The 21,340-nt window shown below is 42.9% G+C and carries 21 protein-coding genes; 19 read left to right on the forward strand and 2 right to left on the reverse strand.

Annotation, left to right across the window (positions count from 1 at the left end; genetic code table 11):
• Window positions 1–20: 20 nt before the first annotated feature.
• From PN836_RS01620 to PN836_RS01655, 8 genes are all read left to right on the forward strand, one after another.
• Window positions 21–2,285 (forward strand): FHA domain-containing protein, encoded by a 2,265-nt coding sequence (locus PN836_RS01620; RefSeq protein ID WP_395342751.1) that lies wholly within the window; start codon window positions 21–23, stop codon window positions 2,283–2,285.
• On the forward strand, window positions 2,285–3,925 hold the full coding sequence (locus tag PN836_RS01625; RefSeq protein WP_395342753.1) for a hypothetical protein: 1,641 nt from the start codon (window positions 2,285–2,287) through the stop codon (window positions 3,923–3,925). Before PN836_RS01620 ends, PN836_RS01625 begins: the two co-directional genes overlap by 1 nt.
• Entirely contained in the window at window positions 3,922–4,515 is a 594-nt protein-coding gene (locus PN836_RS01630) for a hypothetical protein (protein ID WP_395342755.1), read from the forward strand. The genes PN836_RS01625 and PN836_RS01630 overlap by 4 nt, the downstream gene beginning before the upstream one ends.
• A gap of 50 nt (window positions 4,516–4,565) precedes the next feature.
• Entirely contained in the window at window positions 4,566–5,957 is a 1,392-nt protein-coding gene (locus tag PN836_RS01635) for a hypothetical protein (protein WP_395342757.1), read from the forward strand.
• Window positions 5,958–6,190: 233 nt separating this feature from the next.
• A complete protein-coding gene (locus tag PN836_RS01640) occupies window positions 6,191–6,349 on the forward strand; it encodes a type II toxin-antitoxin system ParD family antitoxin (protein WP_395342759.1) in 159 nt (52 codons plus the stop codon).
• A 32-nt stretch (window positions 6,350–6,381) separates the two neighbouring features.
• The gene (locus PN836_RS01645; RefSeq protein WP_395342761.1) at window positions 6,382–6,525 is read left to right on the forward strand and encodes a hypothetical protein; all 144 of its coding nucleotides are present in this window, start codon (window positions 6,382–6,384) and stop codon (window positions 6,523–6,525) included.
• A 727-nt stretch (window positions 6,526–7,252) separates the two neighbouring features.
• The gene (locus tag PN836_RS01650; protein ID WP_395342763.1) at window positions 7,253–7,690 is read left to right on the forward strand and encodes a GyrI-like domain-containing protein; all 438 of its coding nucleotides are present in this window, start codon (window positions 7,253–7,255) and stop codon (window positions 7,688–7,690) included.
• Between the two features lie 27 nt (window positions 7,691–7,717).
• The gene (locus PN836_RS01655; protein WP_395342765.1) at window positions 7,718–8,197 is read left to right on the forward strand and encodes a DUF6713 family protein; all 480 of its coding nucleotides are present in this window, start codon (window positions 7,718–7,720) and stop codon (window positions 8,195–8,197) included.
• Between the two features lie 311 nt (window positions 8,198–8,508).
• Here the strand turns inward: PN836_RS01655 and PN836_RS01660 are convergent, their stop codons facing one another.
• Window positions 8,509–8,811, reverse strand: coding sequence for a transposase (locus PN836_RS01660; protein ID WP_415926385.1), 303 nt, complete (start codon window positions 8,809–8,811; stop codon window positions 8,509–8,511).
• 39 nt (window positions 8,812–8,850) lie between these two features.
• Entirely contained in the window at window positions 8,851–9,183 is a 333-nt protein-coding gene (locus tag PN836_RS01665; protein WP_395342767.1) for a hypothetical protein, read from the reverse strand.
• A 182-nt stretch (window positions 9,184–9,365) separates the two neighbouring features.
• Here PN836_RS01665 and PN836_RS01670 point away from each other — a divergent pair, with 182 nt between their 5' ends.
• The 11 genes from PN836_RS01670 to PN836_RS01720 all read left to right on the forward strand — a co-directional run bounded on the left by PN836_RS01670 (window position 9,366) and on the right by PN836_RS01720 (window position 21,203).
• On the forward strand, window positions 9,366–9,599 hold the full coding sequence (locus tag PN836_RS01670; protein WP_395342769.1) for a ribbon-helix-helix domain-containing protein: 234 nt from the start codon (window positions 9,366–9,368) through the stop codon (window positions 9,597–9,599).
• Complete coding sequence (locus PN836_RS01675; RefSeq protein WP_395342771.1) at window positions 9,586–9,849, forward strand: type II toxin-antitoxin system RelE family toxin; 264 nt, start codon at window positions 9,586–9,588, stop codon at window positions 9,847–9,849. The genes PN836_RS01670 and PN836_RS01675 overlap by 14 nt, the downstream gene beginning before the upstream one ends.
• A gap of 474 nt (window positions 9,850–10,323) precedes the next feature.
• Window positions 10,324–10,857, forward strand: a complete 534-nt coding sequence (locus PN836_RS01680) for a hypothetical protein (protein WP_395342774.1) — start codon at window positions 10,324–10,326, stop codon at window positions 10,855–10,857.
• 10 nt (window positions 10,858–10,867) lie between these two features.
• Window positions 10,868–11,767, forward strand: a complete 900-nt coding sequence (locus PN836_RS01685) for a hypothetical protein (protein ID WP_395342776.1) — start codon at window positions 10,868–10,870, stop codon at window positions 11,765–11,767.
• Between the two features lie 41 nt (window positions 11,768–11,808).
• Window positions 11,809–12,231 (forward strand): hypothetical protein, encoded by a 423-nt coding sequence (locus PN836_RS01690; RefSeq protein WP_395342778.1) that lies wholly within the window; start codon window positions 11,809–11,811, stop codon window positions 12,229–12,231.
• The gene (locus tag PN836_RS01695; protein ID WP_395342780.1) at window positions 12,231–12,857 is read left to right on the forward strand and encodes a hypothetical protein; all 627 of its coding nucleotides are present in this window, start codon (window positions 12,231–12,233) and stop codon (window positions 12,855–12,857) included. Before PN836_RS01690 ends, PN836_RS01695 begins: the two co-directional genes overlap by 1 nt.
• Window positions 12,858–12,859: 2 nt before the next feature.
• Window positions 12,860–13,405, forward strand: a complete 546-nt coding sequence (locus tag PN836_RS01700) for a hypothetical protein (RefSeq protein WP_395342783.1) — start codon at window positions 12,860–12,862, stop codon at window positions 13,403–13,405.
• 36 nt (window positions 13,406–13,441) lie between these two features.
• The gene (locus PN836_RS01705) at window positions 13,442–14,338 is read left to right on the forward strand and encodes a hypothetical protein (protein WP_395342785.1); all 897 of its coding nucleotides are present in this window, start codon (window positions 13,442–13,444) and stop codon (window positions 14,336–14,338) included.
• A gap of 52 nt (window positions 14,339–14,390) precedes the next feature.
• On the forward strand, window positions 14,391–14,810 hold the full coding sequence (locus tag PN836_RS01710) for a hypothetical protein (protein ID WP_395342787.1): 420 nt from the start codon (window positions 14,391–14,393) through the stop codon (window positions 14,808–14,810).
• 148 nt (window positions 14,811–14,958) lie between these two features.
• Window positions 14,959–16,326: a ribonuclease J gene (locus PN836_RS01715; protein WP_395342790.1), complete on the forward strand. Its 1,368-nt coding sequence runs from the start codon at window positions 14,959–14,961 to the stop codon at window positions 16,324–16,326.
• A 230-nt stretch (window positions 16,327–16,556) separates the two neighbouring features.
• Window positions 16,557–21,203, forward strand: coding sequence for an EAL domain-containing protein (locus PN836_RS01720; RefSeq protein ID WP_395342792.1), 4,647 nt, complete (start codon window positions 16,557–16,559; stop codon window positions 21,201–21,203).
• Window positions 21,204–21,340: the final 137 nt, after the last annotated feature.

Consider the following 21,340-nt stretch of genomic DNA (forward strand, 5'->3'; position numbering starts at 1 on the left):
TTGCTCTTGTGGTGAGCGCGATGTCTGTGCAAGCGAAAAACTGGGATATTATGCCTCTACCGCTGCTTCAAGCAGGCGCTGAGTTACAGCTGAATTCTGTCAATGCGCAGCAACAGCAAAGCGTTTTGTTACCTAGCGACTATTCTGGCACATCGAGCTTAACTCGATACCAAGCGGATGTTATTCAAGAAGCCCTTGCGCGTGAAATCAGCCAGCGCTTAGATCGAATATTGCTTCCCCTCAGCGTTTTTCAAAGCTGTGAGCGTTCCCTTTGTGGTAGTGATTCCCTTCAACACGCATTAAAACAAATTGCTAAACGTGCACCCGAAGTAGATTTGGTAATGCTGTATGGCATTATGTCATCCTCTGGTGACCGGCAACAACGTCTGGTGGTATCGCTTGTAGACCCGCTTTCATTTGAGCGATATGAACACTTTTCGCTTTCAGTGCTCAGTGAAGATATTGGTGCTGATTCGCCAGACCAGCAGGTGATCAGTCAAGGTCAGTTAAACAGTTTGTCGACTTCCCTTGGTAAAATGCTAAGCGATAGCTTACGCACTCTTCGGCGTACAAATCGTTTTGCACTTAGTTTGTCAGGCTTTTCTTTACAAGAGCTCGCGCCGTTTTCCACATTTATGCTCGAACAAGCCAATGAAGCGCAACTTGTCTTAGTACAAAGTGAAAAAATTGAAGGTGCGTTTGCAGCTTATTTGCCCACTGTGAATATTCGCTACGCAGTCTCGACCAAAAATACGCCCTCGGAATTTAATCAGGTAATGCTGCGCTTTTTCGACCAAAGGGATATACGCGTAATAAGTGAATTTAAACGCAGTGAGAATCGTTTTGCGTTGAGTCGCGCAGGCAATCCTTACACGCCGTCCTTAATAACCAGCGTCATTGCCCTTATTCTGTTTGTTCTTTTATTTATTTTATTGTTGAAGCGTCAGCTATTTGAATATCAATTGCGCAAGTTTGCCGATACAAAGGCTGCCGACCAATGGTTAAAAGTCTATGACAAGGCAAGTGCACCTTGGTTTATGCTTCGGCGAAAATGGAATAACCAGTTCAATTATTGGCAGCGATTGCAGCGCGAATCTACAGAGCTTGAGAAGCAGGCAAAATTGTTTTTCGAAGCAGGCGATATCACCACGACGAAGCTGTTTATCAGTAAAGCGCTTAATCTCAATAGTAATTCTCAGCTGGCACATCAGTTAATAGAGAAAATTGATAAACAAGAAAGCAGCGAAAAGGCGCTTAGCGAAAAAGAGCAATGGGTGCGCAATAAAGTTGCAAAAGCGATGAACAACTACAGAGGAAATAACGCGGTTAAAGCGCTTCGTCAAGCATATCAAGCACTCGATCAATCCTCTGGTGAGAAAAAGCTCAAACGTCAACATAAAGCGATAAAACGACTGATCCAAAAGATAATTGCGGAATCAGCACAGATTCAAGTCAGTATTGAAATGAGCAACTTGTTAAGCAACGAAAAAGCGCTTATTAGCAGCGCTAAGCAGGTTAATATAGGAAGAATGATCCCAAGCGATGATGCCTCGCTTACAATCACAGATGATGAAGCGCAAACCTGTTTCTTTATCAATCACAAAGCGCTCTCTCGCGCGGGAAAACAATGCGCGCTTGCACAAGTACAGGATGTTTATACTGTAGAGGATGTCGGCAGTACAAATGGTACCTTCGTTGTCGCTGAAGGGGCAGAGCCAAAGCATTTGGCGATAAATAACGCCCACACGCTTGCACAGGGTGAAAAAATCCTCCTAGGATCCGAGTCAGAACTCACCGCCATCCAGCTTAACTTTGAGATTGATAATGCACCATTTTTAAAGGTGAACATTGATGAACAAATACAGCACACACTTGAAATAGCAGACCTCGCAAGAGTCTGGCCCGATTATATGCAAGCGATGCGTACTTCGCTGGTCATGACAAAACGCAGTTGTGTGCTTGTTTATGATGAAGAACAAAGTAATTTGCTACTTACAAGTGAGCAAACAAGCAAGGCAAGTAAACGAGTTGAACTGGTAAAACTATCGCTGGGAAACAAGGCTAAAATTACTCCCCTAAATACGGGTGGCAAACAAAGCGCAAACGAAAAGATCATGTACAACGGCGAAATATTGCTTGGCGAGATTCCGATGCTCTTGCCATGCGAAATTAAGTGGCGAGATCAGCACATCTACATCGAACCTTACACTGCCCTTGGGCCTAACAAGACAAGATCCGAAGGTGATGCTTTTACGCTGAATAATACGAAGGTGGGTCCAGCTTGATGTTAGTGAGTGAAGCCTTAAAAAATGAGTTGAAACTACTTCTAGATGCTTCATTTGCGCATGCAGATAAAGGCTCGATGCTTAAGTTCACCGAGAAGACGGTGAACAAACTAAGCCAGCATATTATTAGTAGACATTACGCTAACTTAAGCTTTGAACTGGCTCATTTGTGCTGGGTAATTTGTAACTTGAACCCGCGTATGGCGGACAAACAGCATCAAGCCCGTTCTAGTGTTAGCCAAGTTGCAAATCCGGTATTTAGCTATTTTTATGAAAATGAACTAGTGACTGCAAAACGCATGCAGGCGTTTTTTGACCAAACAGAGTCTCTTTCGATCGCGCTAGCACATGCTTCAGTTGAGTATATATACATAAAGTCAGACGATGTGGCGCCAAGCATTGCAATAAAGATTCATCAACACGCATTCAGTATCAGCACTTCAAGAGCAAACATTCTCGCTGCATTTGTTGAATGGCTAGTAGGTTTTATCCCACAATTCTTTGAACGGACACACGACGCATTAAGTGGTCAAGGGTTTAACGGTATATCGGGCCTGGCATCACAATGGCAAAAACAGATATACGCATATTTGTCAGAACACTTGCTGCCGGTAAAAGCGCAGGCAAAACATGATTACATGGATTCGTTTCTGAAAAGACAAGGCGTCAGTCAATTTGATGATGATGCCATTCTCACGTTGTGGCGAACAGTAGGATCGAGTTCTGAGAGTGAATCTAGGCCTCAGGGAATGACCCGTTTCACTAGTGTCGTTAAAGACGTGTTTCAGTTTGAAATTGCAATAGATAAAGCACAGCACATGAATGCCTTGTCATTTTCTAGCGAGTACGAACAAGAGTGGATGAGCGAGCAAATACAAGTGGATTTAGAGGAGGATCTGCGACAAAGTAGTTTAACCTTTAGCGCATTGTCTGAAGTGGTTGATGAGCGAATTCCTGTAGACTTGCTTCTTAGCGATCCAAAGTTGCTCAGTAAACAGCAAGCTCAAAGGTGGCAGTTGCTAGCAGATTATCCGAGACAAACTGCAAAGAGGGGGCTTACCTTTATTCGTTATGAATGTTTAGGTGCAATTCAAGCAAAGTTTAGTCAAGCGCTGCGGGCAAAGCGCGATCCCATGCCGATCTTTGCTCTTGGTGAGCATGAGTCGTATGGTGGCTTCGCTAAAAAGTGTGTTGCACAGCATGGCGTTAACATTGAGAGCTTACGTGCGATTGTGCACATTTTATTGCGAAGTGCACCAGAGATGGCCTTTGAACTAATATATGAAGATGAAAAACTAATGTCTGGGCTGATGCAAAGCTTTGAGCAGAAATCAAGGGCTGTAAGTGAAACAGGCAGCTTATCCTGTGACTTTCGAAAGCTGACCCATGGCTTAGCGCATGAAATGACTCTCCAAGCATACAAACAAAATAATCGCCAAGGATTTACCGCCAGCAGCGAACTAAATGACCCCACGGTGTATCAGAATAAAGCACAAATATTGCTAAGCTTAGATAAGGCAATTCAAGATTTGATATCAAACCAACCCGCTTTGTTTACTCAGGGGGAAGCGCTGGATGCAAAATATCACTCTGATGGTCTCATATTCATTAATGAATTAAAGACTAGGATACCGTCATGATGGAAAAGCCTTCTGTAGATGAAGCCATATTTGTTGCCCTTCAAAGCTTTGAAGAAATTAATCGCGATATTTTGCAAAATCGCTCGCATTCTCAACCCAATACGGAGCTTGCAGCAACATTAAGCTTTAGCGACATTGTGGATTGCGTGTGCAATCCACTCAGTGAAACAAGTCAAAATAGGCTGAAGCTGATTAACACAAATTTGGACTACAGACGGAAATATCGATTTGTAGTGAAACAAGTAGCTGCCTTTGAAAGCCCTGAGCAGCTAGCCGCCAGTACAAAAGAGCAAATCATGTCTCGTCAACAAGATGGCTTTGCGATTGTCGTTGACGATATGGGTGATGGCAATGTGATGGTGATGCTATCTTTGGCAAACTTCGCTGATTCAAGCTCGGACATTACTGAGAACGATGGTGCGACTAAACGTTCGCAAAAGGCGCACATACATTGCGAAGGCCAGCAAAACATTGAGATTATTCACATGCATTTAGACGATCAAGGCAGATACATCGCGGTTTTAGAACAACACAGTCCCGCCGCAAGTTTATTGGTGAAATCGGATACCCATTTGTATGTTACGCATTGACACCTTTGGCACGGGTTTGCCTTTAAAAAAGCGAAGGCTTAACTCATTTTATGAATAGTCGTGCTGATGAGACCAAGCTCGCCCATGTGTTCATAGCAAGTACCGCAGGTCTTGTTTCAATCAGTGCAATTGCACAGCGAAATGGGCAGTCATTGCCTTCACTTGTCACCATAGCCGGTGGTTCCAAAGTTGCCTCAATTACGGCTTCTTATCGTCAATTCGTAGCCAAAGATACCAGCCCGCTTCCAGACTACTTTGATGATGACAGTTATCATATGGTTATCAGCCAAGATATTCATCATGGTGAGAGTTGGCAGCTCGCCTGCAGCACGGCGCACCTTTTACATCAGCAATCCTGCCTTGGAGACGCAAATGTCATGCAAGGGGACACCATCATCATTGCCAGCGGAACCATTGATGCTGCTTCTCATTTTGCGAAAGGCATTGGGGCTAATTTTAGCGCTCGACGCGCATATGGTGGAGTCGGCGTTGTTACTCATTTGGCACAAAAGTGTTTACGGGCTCAGGCTCAGGTGAGGCAATGGCAGCAAATGCACTGTGATGTGATAGTGCTAGTGCCGGAAGCCAATTATAGACAGCCACTCCCCGATATCGCTTTCCCGCTTATGCCCGTGGCCTCAATGCAGGATGTGAAGCGCTGTTTGTCAGATAAGAATATAATCACTTGGGCAGATTCGGATGTATCGCTTGTGCAGGAATCTGTTGGGAGTTCTTCAAACCAAATAAAGCCATCAACCTTACTGCTACCACTTGCAGAATTTGGTGCGGCCCTGGCCTCAAGATCGAGAACCGCTCTTGAGACTAAATGGACACCTGCAAGTAGTGCAAATGGGACGATGAAAAAATATGCCCGAATGCTTGTCATGGCGTTTATGTTTTTGTTTTCGATCGGCTTTATCAGCCAGTTTTTATTTAAAGAGGCTCGTCCACCCAATATAGCGCTAAGCTACTCCCTGAATGGTTTAGGTGAGCATGCTCAGCCGAGTAACAACAGCGATATGACGATGGACACCATTACGGTTGAACCCATTGTTATTAATTATGAGCCCAGTGCCATTGTGCAACTGCAAACGTTGGAGCTGTCGAAATTAGATGATTTATACATTGATTTTCAATTTTTCGAAAAAGCGCCTCAAGACGCATATTTAGTGACTGACTCATACGCACTGATAAAGCTTGCGCGGATAGGTGAAGACGGTGCGAGCTTTCGCATCCCCATACCAAGCTGGCAAAAGGCCGACCGTCATTACACGCTTATGGCCATGCAAACTGTCATGGATGAAAGTGACGAGCAAAGTCTCAGGCATTATCTTGAAACGCTTCACGAGCAATCCCTCAAACCTGACGCAATTAACCTTTCAACCTGGACCAACAAACAAGGCTATTCGGTAAAGTTTGTTGAGCAATCATTAATTCGATAGTTTTATTTATCCAATGAATCTCGATAGTTGACCGTTTTGGATTGTCTTGTATTTTGTAACACCATTTCGGACTGATCTACACTTTGTCAAAGATTAACAGTGTTTAACAGGTGTTTATTATTTAACTGTATTTACTGAGGACTAATTTATGCACGTTTCATTAACGCCAGAGCTTGAGCAACTCGTAAAAAAAACAGGTCGAAAGCGGTCTTTACAACTCATCGAGTGAAGTTGTGAGAGAGGCCCTCAGACTTTTCAATGAACAGCAGCAATATAAGAAAAAAGTAGAAGTCTTGAGGGCTAAGTTAGAAGTTGCTGAAAACAGTCCCATCTTGGAATCGTTTTCTATGGACGACTTAATTGCTGAGCTCGATAAAGAAGGGCGGTCGTAATTATTGTGGATTATAAATTGCGGCAAAGTGCCATGGAAGATATCAAAGAAATTGCTCGATATACCTCTTCTAAATTTGGCGTTGCACAACGAGACAAATATCTTTTCGGCTTGGAAGCTCACTTTAAAAAAATTTCGTCCACGGCAACAAAATACAAAACTAGAAGTGATATATAGCAGGGCTTATATTGCGCTTCATACGAGCAGCACATTGTCTTTTTTAAAATCACTCCAAGCTTTATAGACATACTTGCGGTCTTACACAATTGAATGTTACCTGAAAGCCATTTAGATAGCAGGGTTCAAGATTAGCTTTCTGCACCTCGATTACGCTCAATAATCAATATCAAACGACCGTGAAGTCCTCTATTATCGGTCATATTGGATTTTCCAACTTCACTTCCCTAAAGCCGACATTGAACCTTGTTTCGATAACGAACTATATAAGGACCAAAATGTAAGTTAGTTTTCTGATATTTGATCTGCAAAGATAATGAGCGGACAGTCGAGCTTGAAGACCCAAGTTTCTCAAAGTTTAGATGGCGGACGCTGATTCTTGGCTTCATCAATGCTTTTTTTCAACTAAAACTTAAGGGCTTCAGTAAGCAAAGCCATCATTCAGAGATACTTTCTTTTTGTTCATCAAAGAAATTAAGTGAGCTTGTATTTTTTTGCGCAAAAAAGGTTAAGGAGTACTCAAAGTGTAAAGCCTTCTCATATATTCAAGAACATGACCTAATCGCTCACTTATCACCTCAGAGCACGTCTTTAATTTAAACAAAACAATATAGCTGGCAATAAGTTATACAATTTGATAGTTCTATATAAAGTATAAATACGAGACGACTTCGGGTAGAAAAATGACCCAATCGCTGACTATTAAATTATGTGCCAAGGAGGAAAAATGAAAGTTACTAAGATCGAAAACATTGATGTAAAGGGAATAGCCGTCAGGACTGATAACTTATCAGAAATGGGCTCTACTACAGCTAAAATTGGCCCTATGTGGGAAAAGTTTTATTCAGAAATAGCTCCTTCGCTAAAGGATGGAGCAAATGTTTATGGTCTCTATACAAACTACGAATCAGATCACAACGGAACTTTCGATGTTGTAGCTTGTTCGGACAATATAGAAGCACAAAATGTTTCTAGCTACCAAATTCAAGCTGGTAACTATTTGGTGTTCAAGGGCTCGGGTCAAATGCCTCAAGTCGTCATTGAGTTGTGGCAGCAAGTTTGGAAATACTTCGAATTGCCAAGTAACCACCATAAAAGAGCATTCAATACAGATTTCGAACTCTACAAAAGCGAAACCGAAGTTGAGCTTTTTATCTCCGTTTAGGGTGGCACATAATAAGGCGCTTAACACGTGTGTCACTGCGTGCCACACTGGGACACAAACGCAGCGGTGCTTCGCAATGATACCGCTGCATTTGTGCCCGTTAGCTTAGCGTTAGGCATTATGAAAACAATTGTTTACTATTTGGGACTAGCTGCATTATTCACGCACGAATTAGATGCCGTTTTAAATATGGAGTGGCGTTTATTGTTTCACCTTCGCGCGCTTCCAGATCCGGCGGCAAGCAATATTTTTATCGCATTGCACTTACCTCTTTTTTTCGCATTTTTCTATTTCGGTCATCACAAAATACTAAAAATCAGAGAAAGGTTTAGGCTAATCGTTGCTGTCTTTTTGGTTATTCATAGCGGTTTGCATTTTAACCTCTCAGACCACGAGCTTTATCAATTCAATAGCATTATTTCCAACGCATATATTTATGGTGCGGCACTATGTGGGGTTACATTTATAATATTGTCTTGGATACATCGAAGGGAGAATGATGCCTAACAAAGGCCTGATGGCACTCGCTGGCGCGACTTCGGACACCCAATTTGTTGTGCAATTTGCATTTCGCTACGCTGCATTATTACAAATTGCACAACAAATCATGCGCCGCATAGGCCGGTGTTGAGAGTGTAGAATTAATCGTTTTTCACAGTAAATTTGTCGCCTAAGATCATTATTTGATTTTCTCTTTGTGTTCCTCAAGATGTCAGCTATCAATTTGGGTTTTGGATAATTTCGTTTGTGAACAGGCTGCGGATGCGGATAGTCGCTTTTTGTGTGTGAGATGGGCGTAATTACACGTTTGGAGATGGCTATTGCAGCGCATTCCTTAATTTTTCAATGTTATGCACTAAACAGTACATCTTCCATTGAGCATTTACGTTGGTTTTTCCACGTAAGGTAAAGTAATTTATCTTTTTATTGATGGCGATGTTAGCAAACACAGGCTCCACACAGCCTGAGCGTTTACTGTACTGCTCACGGCCTTTTTTACTGTCTATTTTATCTTTCATTTGCTGAATTAACGCCACATTTTTGGTGGGAGGTGCACCGCTTCTAAGAGATACTTGCCTGCCTCGTTTGTTAGGGGCATTGCGCATACATCGCGTTTGCATTGGGCAGGCTTTGCAGTGGTTGAGATAGCCTTCAAACTTCTAATAATAGTGGCCTTCACTTAGGTGTGGCTTTTTAGAAGATAGCCACATTGGCTTGCCGGCTGGACAACTACAAGTCATGGCGTCGCGGTCGAAGTGAAAGTCTTTCGGTGTGAAGAGTTTGTCTTTTGTTAGGTTGCGTTGTTTGCGTCTAGTTTGTTGATGTTTTTGATAGGTTTTACTGTGTTGAAACAGTGGATTTCGAGAGCGGAAACCGGTATCGGCGATGCAACTGTCGATACGTTTATCGTGCAAGAATCTTAGGTTATCTTTACTATGAAATCCGCTATCAGCAGTGAGCTTGGCATCTTGTAAAGCCCCTTGCTTACCCATGTTTTCAAGGGTTTGTTCAAGCTGTTCAACAGCAGGTTGCAGTGTTTGTTGCTCGTTGATAGCCCCCTGAAGGTGGGGCTGGATAAATTTTACAGTCTCGTTAGGTACTTTAGAGTGAAAATTAGATTTAAGGACGTTTTGACGCTACAATGTTGTAGCGTCACTTAATTAAGGACTTATCCATGAGTACTTTATCAAAACGATCAACTGTCTATTTCGAGCCAGCAATTCATAATGCTCTGAAGCTGCGGGCAGCATCATCAGATACCTCAATATCAGAACTGATTGATGAGGCAGTTAGACTTCTCATGAAGGAAGATCAAGAAGATTTGTCTGCTGTGAGACAAAGGGTCAAAGAACCTGAAATTTCCTATGAGGACTTGCTAAACATTTTGGAAGCTGATGGAAAAATATAGCGTCACTTTCAAGAAATCTGTTGCTAAAGATTTTAGAACAATCCCCAAGTCAGACATTAAAAAGATCCTCGCAAAAATTGACTCATTAGCTGAAAACCCGCGAAGAGATGGAGCAACTAAACTGAGTGGACACGACTTGTATCGTATCCGTCAAGGCCTCTATAGAATAATTTATGAAATCCGAGAAAACGAGCTTGTAGTACAGGTTATAAAAGTCGGGCATCGCTCTGATGTTTATAAACGTACCTAACAACTCAATAAACTCGCTCGCGTTGCTCGCTGGGACGCAAACACGCGGGCCAGCTTCGCCATTATGCCCCATATGCATGCGCCTGTTATTGAAAAGTTAAATGTTCGCTTTTGGACAAAAGATTTATTATGGACAAAGTCGCTCAACGGCTCCTTCACGTGCAAATGTGCTGAAGCTAACCCCAAACTACTCCCTAATTTCAAAACAAATGAAGCGGTCCAAATCATTAATTTAAATGACCGCTTTAATCATTAACATCGTTTTTTCAGTCTGTGATATGTTGCTTTTTGACACAAAACGCGTCTATAGATGCATTCATGCTTACATTATCGCAACGTATTCTCGTGACACGATTCGCTCATTATCAACCTTAGAATGCAAATAGCCATTTACTTTAAGCAATTAATTTCTTTCCTTAAAAAAATCCCTCTAGCTGTTTCATAGTCCTTAGTAAGACCTTAATGAGGATTAAATATGCTTCGAATACAACATACTCTCAAGTGCTTGCTAGCGCTAGTGGCAACATTTTTAGCAAGTGGATGCATGAACACCACGGCAGTTGCGCCTGCACCTGCCGAAAATGCCATCGCCGTAGGGCAGCGCATCGATCACGCTTGCCAACAGCAAGTGCTTGCGCGCGAACAAGCCATAAGAACCTCTCAGGCTCCCGCGCAGTTTTTGGCACTGGCCAATCAAGCCTCGAGCTGCCTAGACAATATACGATTCCATCCTCAACACCCGGACACTGGTGCAGGTATGCGACTGAACGCACTGGCGCTTGTAAATTATGTCAAGGCAGGTGAATTGGATGCGGCTCAAAAGTCGCTTGTGCGATTTAAAAACCGCTTTAGAGAGCAGGATCTCGTTTTTTCTGATTACACCTCATTTATCGACACGGCTACTGCACTATTGCAAGCAGACATCAGCAAAAGACAGCTAGCGATGCTGAACATTAATAGCACATTGCGTAGCGAGCTTAATCGAAAGCGCCAATGGTCAGTCAGATAGGATATAAGCCATGCACATAATTAACCGTAAATTGAGTACACAAAAGCCCAGCATTGATTTAAAGCAAGCAGGTCGCCTTGCACTCGTTACTTGCTGCATTTATGCCTTTACACCTCTAGCTCAGGCAGAATCCTGGAACCCGGTTGCAGCAGAATCACTGATTGAACTGCCCGCTAACTTAATTGAAAAGCGCATACAGCAAGATTTTAATATGTCACCCATCGCGTCCGAGCTGCTGAGCATTGAGCAGTCAATCGCAGAGCAAAGCGCACAGATTAAAGCGGTTCAGACACTTGTTGCTGATAGCGCTTCAACAGAAATGATTCAGGAGAAGGTAGATCTTGTTCAGCTTAAATCTAATTTTTTAGATGATATGCAAGCAGGGCACGAACTTCGAGAAAAGGCCTTGATGCAGAAAATCGACATCTATCAGTCGGTGCTGGATAAAATGTATGACGCTTCCAATCGAGAGAAAAACGAAGCGACCTATCAACTAAAGCAGCAACAAGAGGCAGCGCGTTTGCGCATGGAGAAGGTAATGGCGCAGGTGGATGAAACACTGAGTGCCCAAGGTTACACCGAGCAAAGTCCATACGCGGATGAATTCGCAAAAAACTTATCAAAGATTGAACAGCTTAAAGACGCGATTAATCAGCATCAAGCTAGTTTGGCTGCGACAGTTGACGGAGTTGAGGTAAGCAGTGAAGAGTATGTAAGACAACTTCTTATCCAATCTGCATCGGAGCAATCTCTGCTTGATCAAGAAGGACTCATGCTTAGCTATATGTCTAAGTTAGTTGCGCTTGACGCTCAAGCACTTGAATACGCGATCAGTGAACAAAACGACGATAACAGCGTGCTCAATACACCAATGACAACGCCAGCCAACTCGGTAGAGCTTTTTTTATGAGCAGGCGTTTTATCGTCGCACCAGTACACAAGGATTAAACTATGAAAAGCATCAGTCTTACCAATACACTTCGCACTCTTGCCGTATTAGCAATATTTAGCACCAGTAGTTTTGTTTGTGCCAATACGAATACTGATACAAACATTCTTTCGCTTTCAAACCTTGAGCGAGAGCGCAGCGCATTAATCGCAGATATGCTCGACTTAAGCTTATCTTTCGACCAACGTCATGAAAAATTGTCTAAACGCCAGCGACAGCTTACGGATATGGAACGTATGGTGATGCGAGATGAACGACTGCTTAGCTCGACCAACTTTGCGGTAAAACGCGCTTTTAACGAATATGAACTCACGTTTTTAGTCCATGCAGGTGCAGAGAATCAACAAAGCGCAAGCGCTCAGTGGCTTGATATGATTGATTTTGATAGCGCTAGCGTGCTCAACGCGAAAGTAGGTCGTCGCTAATGAACGCTAAGGGCGTGTTGAAGCAAGCTCCGATGCCACCGCCAGCGTTACTACGAGGCGTCAAACTCTTGTACTGGCTCGGAGGAAGTTTGGTCATTGCGCTGGCATTAACCAGTTTTGCCATGCAAATGAGTTTGCCGGATATTTTGGCGCAGCTACAACGTTTGTTTGGCATAAGTTTCATCGTCTTGTTTTCACTTTTAGTCGCTATAAACGCCTGGGCTTTGGCACATCTGTATTTACTGAAACCTAAAAGCTCTCAAGGCGCTGACTATTCAGGTGCGAAGTCTTTGGGGGGGCCACAGCAGGATAAGCGTATGAATATCTACCATAAAAAAGCGCTATGGGCAGAGGTGGGTATGCAAGCAGCGAATGGTATCTCTACCTTAGCGCTTACTTTCACCTTATTGGGGATTAGTCTGGGTATTGGTAGTTTAGCGAATCAAACGCTTTCGCCTGAAACGGTCAATGGCATTATCTCCGAGCTAACAGCTCAATTTTCTATGGCATTTATGACAACGGTAGTCGGGCTGCCAACGGCGACATTGTTCCGTGCATGGGTCAGTATTTTGACACTGCAAATATGTCCGAATGAGCACACAGATTTAACGGCGATTCAGGAGTAAAAATGAAAGCATTATTTTTTCTTGTTACCCTTTGTGGCATTATTTACTTAGCCGCAACATCAATGATGAATGAAACAAGCCTGGCTTTTTTCTCATCTAAACCTGGCAATACGGCCGCGCAAAACACTCGCTTAAATGCAAGCGATAGGTCTGATGATGACCAGGCAATGGTTAACACCGCACCAGAAAGAATTGAGCTAGCAGATAAGCTTAGCTTATTAAGTGACCGACTCGATTCCTTACATACAAAACTTGATGCGCTCGCATCAGGAAAAGAATCTTCATCAAGCATTCATGCGCAAACGACCGTATCGGATGACGTAAAGGAACTAAGTGAAAACGCTTCAGATGACATTGAAACATCATCACCAGAAACTACCCTGTACACCGCCTTAAAACCGGTAAAAGGCATTACTATTGAGCAAGATTCAACATCTTCGCAAACTCATATTTCTGAGGTGAAAACAAATTCGCTCTTAACGCAACAAACGCAGCTTCGAGATATCGCGACTAAGCGTCAACTTGCCGCTTTAGATGCGCTTCGCTAGTATTTTTGCGGCTTTAACTGCTAAGCGTTTTTTGCAATGAAAATATTGGTAGAGGATATTACGAATCGAACTGAGGTCATCGAAAAGGGCGCGCAAAATAGCAAAACCCATCAATTTGCTTGGGGCATTGCAAGTTTTGTAGTGGTGCTTTTTGTTTATTTGTTGAGCACTTATTTAGATAAAATTGAACTCGATACGGTTGACGACAAAAGGTTAAACGATTCGATTACGGCACAGCAAGCGCAAATGATACAAGCAAAAGCGCACAGTACTTCAGCTTCTCATCTTCCACAGATAAACATTGCCCGCGTCAAACTGCCCGAGGTACCTTTACGAAAAAACGATTCCTCACCGTCTTTGAATGCGGACATTGCCAGGTCAAAAAAGGCCTTAAAAAAACCGCTCGACGCTGCATCTAATACCTTAGGAAAGGGTGCCGATACAACTGCCCAACGCAAACCCGTTTCGGAGGTTTTGGCTGCCGACATTATTGAAGATATGCCTTCAGTGCAATTGCAAATTCAGATGCCTTCGAACACACGCAAACGCCAAACACTTATTCAATTCCTGTATAACTGTGTGGGGATTGGTTTAGCCGCTGTTAATGAGAAAAACCAGTTGATGCCACTGACCGACTTACCTACGTCGCCCAGTCGCATTATGCGTAGATTGACTGGGCAATTAAGTGCCCGCGAGTTGAATTTAAGAAATGCTTATGCGCCGTCCATGGACCTCGTTAGAATTTATCCTGCAAGCTTTGATATGCAACTTGCCCAGTATATTTCCGAGGCGTTAGTACTAATTAATGCGAATGAGCTTCGCTCTTTTCGAGCAACTTATGCTTTGAATCATCGCCAGCTTGAGTTAAACAATATCGTCATTAATCAGCAAGATATTAATCAAAGCTGGGATCTGAAGAAGAACTGTTTATAATCGTGTTTGAGTTACAGCTTCAGTATGCATTTTAGAAGAGTGAAACGTCCCTATGACATCCTTCTCACTTGAAACAGCTAACCTTGGTAGAATGTTTGGTTTAAGCGCAAAAGTATGGGTTTGTTTGTGCTTGTTATTCAGCTACTTTATCAATGCCTCTGTTAACCCTAGTCACGCTTCGGCACAGGGTTTTCATTTAACTTTTGAAAATTTTACGCCGAAACAAATCAATCAAGTGATGGTGTTTGCAACTCGCTTTAAAGCATATGAGCAGTATGAAGTGCTCTCACAGCATCAGTTAGCTACGCAAATCGATTATCAGTCAGATATTACTGGTGCCTTGTTAAATTACAATTTTGAACAAACCTTTGCGGAGCTTAAATGGGAGGTTGTTTCTCAGCAGCAGGGAAACGCTTACTTGTTTTCTTTCGTTCAAATTGAGCCTGAACCAATTCCATATCAAGTTTGGTAGCGCCTAATTAAAAGCGGGCCTATGCTTAGTTATTGAATTGATCGATCGAAAGGTAAACAAGCTAAGTAAGAACCACTAACACATGACTAATTGAAACCTGTCAGCACGTTGGGCGTGGGTCAATCAATTCTAAAGTAGTAATAGGCGTATGACTTCGACACTTCCCAATGCGAATGACCTTTGGTTCTTACCCCTTGGTGGAACAGGCGAAATTGGCATGAATCTCAACTTATACGGTCACAGCAAAGCGTGGCTGATGGTTGACTGTGGTGCTAGCTTTCAATCTCCTTTGGATCCGAAGGATGATAGCAACCCAAAAGCAAAAACCTACGATGTGGTTGCCCCTGATGCCAGTTACATTGAAGCCAGAAAAGACTCACTTTGCGGCATTGTGTTAACGCACGCACACGAGGACCATATCGGCGCCGTGACTTCAATTTGGCCCAATCTAGCTTGTCCAATTTACGCTACGCCATTTACCGCCGAAGTGCTTCGGCGTAAGTTTTATCAAAAGGGCATGTATGAGGACTTGCCCATTCATGTTGTTGCGCCAAATACGACCTTAGATATTGGACCATTTACCGTGACTTGGCTAGATATCACTCATTCATTACCGGAACCCCAGGCAATCAAAATTACTACCGCCGTGGGCACTATATTTCACACCGCAGATTGGAAAATTGACAAAAACCCTGTGCTGGGTGTGCCGTTTGATCCCAGCGTATTTCATTCAATGAGCAAAGAAAAAGTACTCGCCATGGTCTGTGATTCCACAAATGCGCTACGAGATGGATATTCTGCCTCAGAAAAAAGTTGCGAAAATGGCCTCGGCAAAATCATTAGTCAAGCCAAGGGCAGGGTAGTGGTATCTTGCTTTGCGAGCAACGTTGCCAGGCTCATCACCATTGTAAAAATTGCGAATTTAAATGGTCGCTATGTTGCATTGTTTGGAAGATCTTTAGAAAACATGGTGAGCATTGCCCGCCGCTGTGGGTATTGGCCAGATGAACTGAAGTTAACTCATCGCAGGCACATAGGCTATTTACCGCCGCACGAGGTGCTGATAATAGCAACCGGAAGTCAAGGTGAACCCAGAGCAGGTTTGGCTAAACTGGCGAGTAATGAACATCGAGACTGCGACTTGGATGAAGGTGACACGGTAATTTTTAGCAGTATCGTTATTCCTGGAAATGAAAAGCCTATCTCAAAAATTGTTAATACACTGAAGTCACGCGGGATTGAGGTGATTCAGTCGGAGTCATGTAATGAAACTATCCACGCAAGCGGGCACCCATGCAGAAACGACTTGATAGACATGTATGGTTATGTAAGTCCTCAGGTGGCTATTCCGGTGCATGGTGAGGCGCAGCATATGATTGCCAATGCTGAAATTGCGAAGACAACGGGAGTTCCTAAACAATTAACCGGCAAAAATGGCGATCTTTTTATACTTAAGTCACATATATCGATAAAGCGAAATTTCGTAAAAGCTGGAAGGGTAGCCTTATCTAACTAGCTGAAATTTCGTAAGTTTACAATTAGTTAAGTGTATCAGTTTTATGAAATAGGAACTTCTAGTTCAAAGTTGTGTAGGTCTAATTCACTGTTTTTTCTGACTTTATTCGAAAAATGACGAGGAAAACTGGTTTTTGAAGCATAGCAGTTATGATATTGTAAAAATTAATTCCAGCAGTAAAAATTGAAAGGATGCTTGACGCTGGCGAAATCAGTAAGTGGTATTCGTTTATGCAAGTCTTGATCAGAATTGTCCTGCTAACACTTCTTTTTGTTTTAGGACCAATTACAAATTCCAAAGCCAATGAGCTTACACCAAAGCTCATCGATCCTCGTCTTCAGTTTCTTGACACCAGTAGTGGTCTTTCTCAAGACTCAATCCATAAGCTGCTTGTCGATCAAGAAGGTTTCCTATGGATTGGCACAGACGAGGGCCTTGACCGCTATGATGGTGAAACGCTTATCCATGTGCACGGTCGCAATGCGCTTCTGAAAAGCAACCCCGTTTACAACATTTTTGAAGTCAATGAACGTTATCTTTTGCTTTCGACCGGTGCGCACGGCTTAGTAAAGTTTGATAAGTTCGCACGTGAGAGCGAAATTATACTGAGCCCCAAGTATCGCTTCGATGATCAGTGGCCACAATATTCTGATGCTATTATTCATGCCAATTCAAAGGTTCCCGCTGAACAAAGTGCAATACAGGTTTTTGTGGCTTTTAACGAAGATATTTTCATTGTTGAACCGCTCACAAACAACAGTAACAAAGTGTTCAGTCTTAGTGATCAACAGGTCAACAATGGAGAAAGCATTCGAGCAATCTTTCGCCACGAGTCCTCTTTGTTTATTGGCACAACCAAAGGTTTATGGGCATACAGTTTAGACAGCAAGGTTTCGCATCGTGTTAGACATACCGAAAGTATTAGCGATGACGCAATTAACGTAAAAAGCCTGGCGTTGATTGACGGTGATCTTTGGATCGGAACCGTAGAGGGTCTGTATGCGCTTGATATTGCGCAAACTTTAAAGCACATTTATTCTGATTGGGAAGCACCGGTAATTGACGTCATCGATGCAAATAGAAATATTTGGGCAATTTATCAATCCAAAAGCGGTGATATTTATGTGGGCACTGACCTTGGTTTGTTCTTGACTGAAGCCGGTGCAGGTTCACTTGATTACTTGTTCAAACCATCAAAGCACTACCAAGCCATTTTTTATACTGACGTCCTAAACATAGCAGAGGATGCTGCAGGCAATATATGGATGGGAACGCATGCCAGCGGCGCCTTTTTGTGGTCGCCACAAAGCCTCATGTTTGAAAACGTGTATGCAAATCGTATCTCTGAGCGTGATGAATCATTAAGCAACAACAACATTTTCGCGCTTCATCAACAGTCTAGCAGAGCGCTGTGGGCGGGAACAAGCAATGGCCTTAATCGTTACGATTTATACTCTGGCAGCATTGAACAATTCTTGGTATCTAGTAATAACGATGCCGCTTACACGTCGTCGGACATCGTTCAAATTCAACAGGCATCTCCACAAACACTCTGGGTGGCTCATGGTGAAGGTATCAACGAATTTGACACCACAAGCGGTGAGTATCTGTCAAATAAGCGCTTTGGCGAAAAAGTCGAACAGCTTTTCAGTCAATATACTCATTCAGTATTTGTTCACCCTACAGGCGGGATTTGGGTGAGTAATGAAAGCGGGATTTATTTGGTTAACTTGCAAACTAAAGACTACAAGAGAATTGCGCTTCAGGTACAGAGGGACATGAAGAGCGCCGGAAATATGAATAGCTTTATTGGCTATGATGCACCCAGCAATCAGCTTATGGTTGCTGATACCGCTCAACTTTGGGGCATTCACCTTGATACTCTCGAGCCCCAAATGCTTCATAGCGCAGTGCCTGATGGCGCATCGATTATGACCATGCCCAATAGTTTTACCAGAGACCGAAACGGCAGAGCTTACGTTGCCTATTCAGGGATTGGTATTTATCAGCTTGATGGCGCTGATTTTTCGCAGCAGGCGCTGTTAAACACTGACAACATATTGCCCACAGATATTGTTTATGGACTCTCGTTGGATGAGAAAGGCGACCTCTGGTTCTCTTCGCATTCTGGTATTCACTCGCTAAACACCGACAGAAAAATGGTCTCAAGTTTCGACTTTATGCACGGCATGTCCTCGTCAGAGTTCAATGACGGCGCGGTGGCTACCCTTATCGATGGAAGGTTAGTCTTTGGTGGAAATTTAGGATTTACGATGTTTGATCCATTGTCATTGGATGCGGCTACGGCCCACACTTCAAAAACGCCGGTGATAACTGAGATTAGTCTTGGGTCAAGAAGTCTAAACTTACCATACACAAACTTATCAGGGCAGCAGATTGATCTGCAAGCACAAGACTATGGCCTGACCATAAGCTATAGCTTGCTGAATTTTGGTCACTCAAATCTGGATAAGTTTCAATATACGCTATCGAGCGGCTCAAAAAGCACGACATATCCGGTTACCAGCAATAAGAGTTTTCTCTTACCTGATCTTCCGCCGGGTTACCATCAGCTCACCATTACCAATATTGGGGCAGATTCGGATAAAGATTCATCATCCACAGTTACCTTTTTTGTGAAGCATCCGCGATTTGCTTCTCCCCTCGCTTACGTGATCTATGGCCTTATTGTTTTAGCTGTTTTAATTTTCATCGGGTGGAGACGACATAGATTACAAGCGGTATTAAGTGCAGCTCATCTGAAGGTAAATGAATACAACGCTCGGTTGACGAATGCTCTTAGAGCCAGTAACTCAAATATCTGGGAATGGCGCAGTGACACAAACTCGTTTTTTGGTGCGCGAATTAAAGAAAGCCTGGGTGCAGATTATGAGACTATGCATTTTGATGATTATGTAGCATGTATTGATGCGGATGAGCGAAGCCATTTTCTCAAGAGTTGGGAGACATTTTTATCAGGTGATGAAGCGCTTTTAGATATTACTTACAGCACCTCGGTTGACAATGCACAACGACGAAACTGGTTTAGAGATGTTGGCAGCAAGAAAATACTCAAAGATGGCACTGTTTCGGTCATCGGCACTTACACAAACTTCACTGAATCGATGGCATCAAAAGAGAAGTTAAAGCTATTTGGTGAAGCGTTTAAACATACCCGCGATTGGGTATTAATATACAGTTCGTCGCTGGAGCCTATCGCTGCTAATCCATCGTTCATGAAAGCCTTTGGTATTGATTCTCGTCGTAACGTGAGTGATCAAGTGAACCGTGTGAATGCGGAATATGCAGAGGAATTACGCTTGCTTTCCAGCCGATTGCAAATGCTTAAAGCAGGAGAGAGGTTTAAACAAGAGGTCAGTATCTCTATTCGGCAGCGTCCAATGACCCTGCTCGTAGATAGTAAGGCAGTTCCAAAGAAAAATAACGAGAGTGAGATTGATCATTACTTAAATATATTTACCGATATTACTGACCAAATACAAGCACAACGAGAGCTACAGAAGCTTGCCAATTATGATGTGCTTACCGGTTTGATAAACCGCTCGCTGTTGATTGAGCGCTTGCGTCAAGCCATTCATTTCTCAAAACGCCATCAAGAGAAACTCGCAGTCTTGTTTATTGATTTAGACCGCTTCAAACCCATTAACGATACTTACGGTCACGAAGCAGGCGACAAAGTGCTTATAGAAATCGCGTCAAGACTGGATAAAAAGTTTCGAGAGCAAGACAGTGTCGCACGATTAGGCGGTGATGAGTTTGTAATTGTGCTTTCCGAAATTCGCGACAAAGAAGCCTTGGATAATTTGAGTCGTGAGGTACTTAATTTGATCATCCGACCAATCTCAATTGGCCTTCAAAGTGTGACTTTATCGGGAAGTATCGGTATCGCACAGTATCCAGAGCACGCCAATGATCCTGAGCATCTGTTACGAAACGCTGATATTGCAATGTACAGTGCGAAAGAGAAAGGAGCTAATCGTTACGCCTATTTTGTAGATGCAATGAATGAAAAAGTTCATGCCGATATGCTACTTGAAAATCGTCTTAAGGTCGCAGTCAAGCAAAAAACCTTCACGAATTACTACCAACCTATTGTTGATCTTAAAACCGGGAAAACAGCTGGGTTTGAAATGTTAATGCGATGGATTGATGATGGCGAATTTATACCGCCGGATGTGTTTATACCCGTTGCTGAGCAAATTGGCGCAATAATCGAAATGACCGATGTGGCGATTGAGCGCGCTATTGAAGATATCGCTCGGTGGCGAGAATATGGCTTTAACGGCTACGTTGCCATTAATCTTTCCGCAAAACATTTCAGCCAAGATTTTAATACGTCAACCATACTCGGCATACTTAAAAAACATGCCCTGCCGCCAAGATGCATTCGCTTCGAAATTACGGAAGGTTTGCTAATGGAAAATAATGAAGCCAGCATTGCCTGTATGCGTCAGTTACGCGGGCAGGGCTTCAAAATCTCCTTGGATGATTTTGGCACAGGATATTCATCTTTAAAGTATCTAAAAGACTTCCCAATTGATGTATTAAAATTAGATAAGTCATTTGTTGATGATGTTAATCGAGATAAAGGGACAGAATCCATTGTGTACAGTACGCTTGTTATGGCCGGGCTGTTGAAACTGGATGCAGTAGCAGAGGGAATAGAAACAGATGAACAACTTGCGTATTTTATTTTGAGTCAGTGCCGTTTTGGGCAAGGCTTTTATTTTTCACGCCCCGTACCCTATGAACAATGCATCGATTTGGTTAATCGAATCTGGTATGAGAGTGATAAATATAGCGATGCTAAGGTGATCAATATGCCACTAAAAACCCAAAACAAGATGCTGGACTAGGGGCTCTATTGAGTTAAAGTGCCTATCAGAATGATAGTGCTGATGAAGCAGATTGAAACCTGCGTAAATTTGTGACCAAACTAGAAACAATTGTCGTATGTAAAGATATTGTAACAACTTAGTCAATTATTGGGACG

This window comes from Ningiella algicola (assembly GCF_028401415.2).
In the GTDB taxonomy this organism is placed as follows: Bacteria; Pseudomonadota; Gammaproteobacteria; order Enterobacterales; family Alteromonadaceae; genus Glaciecola.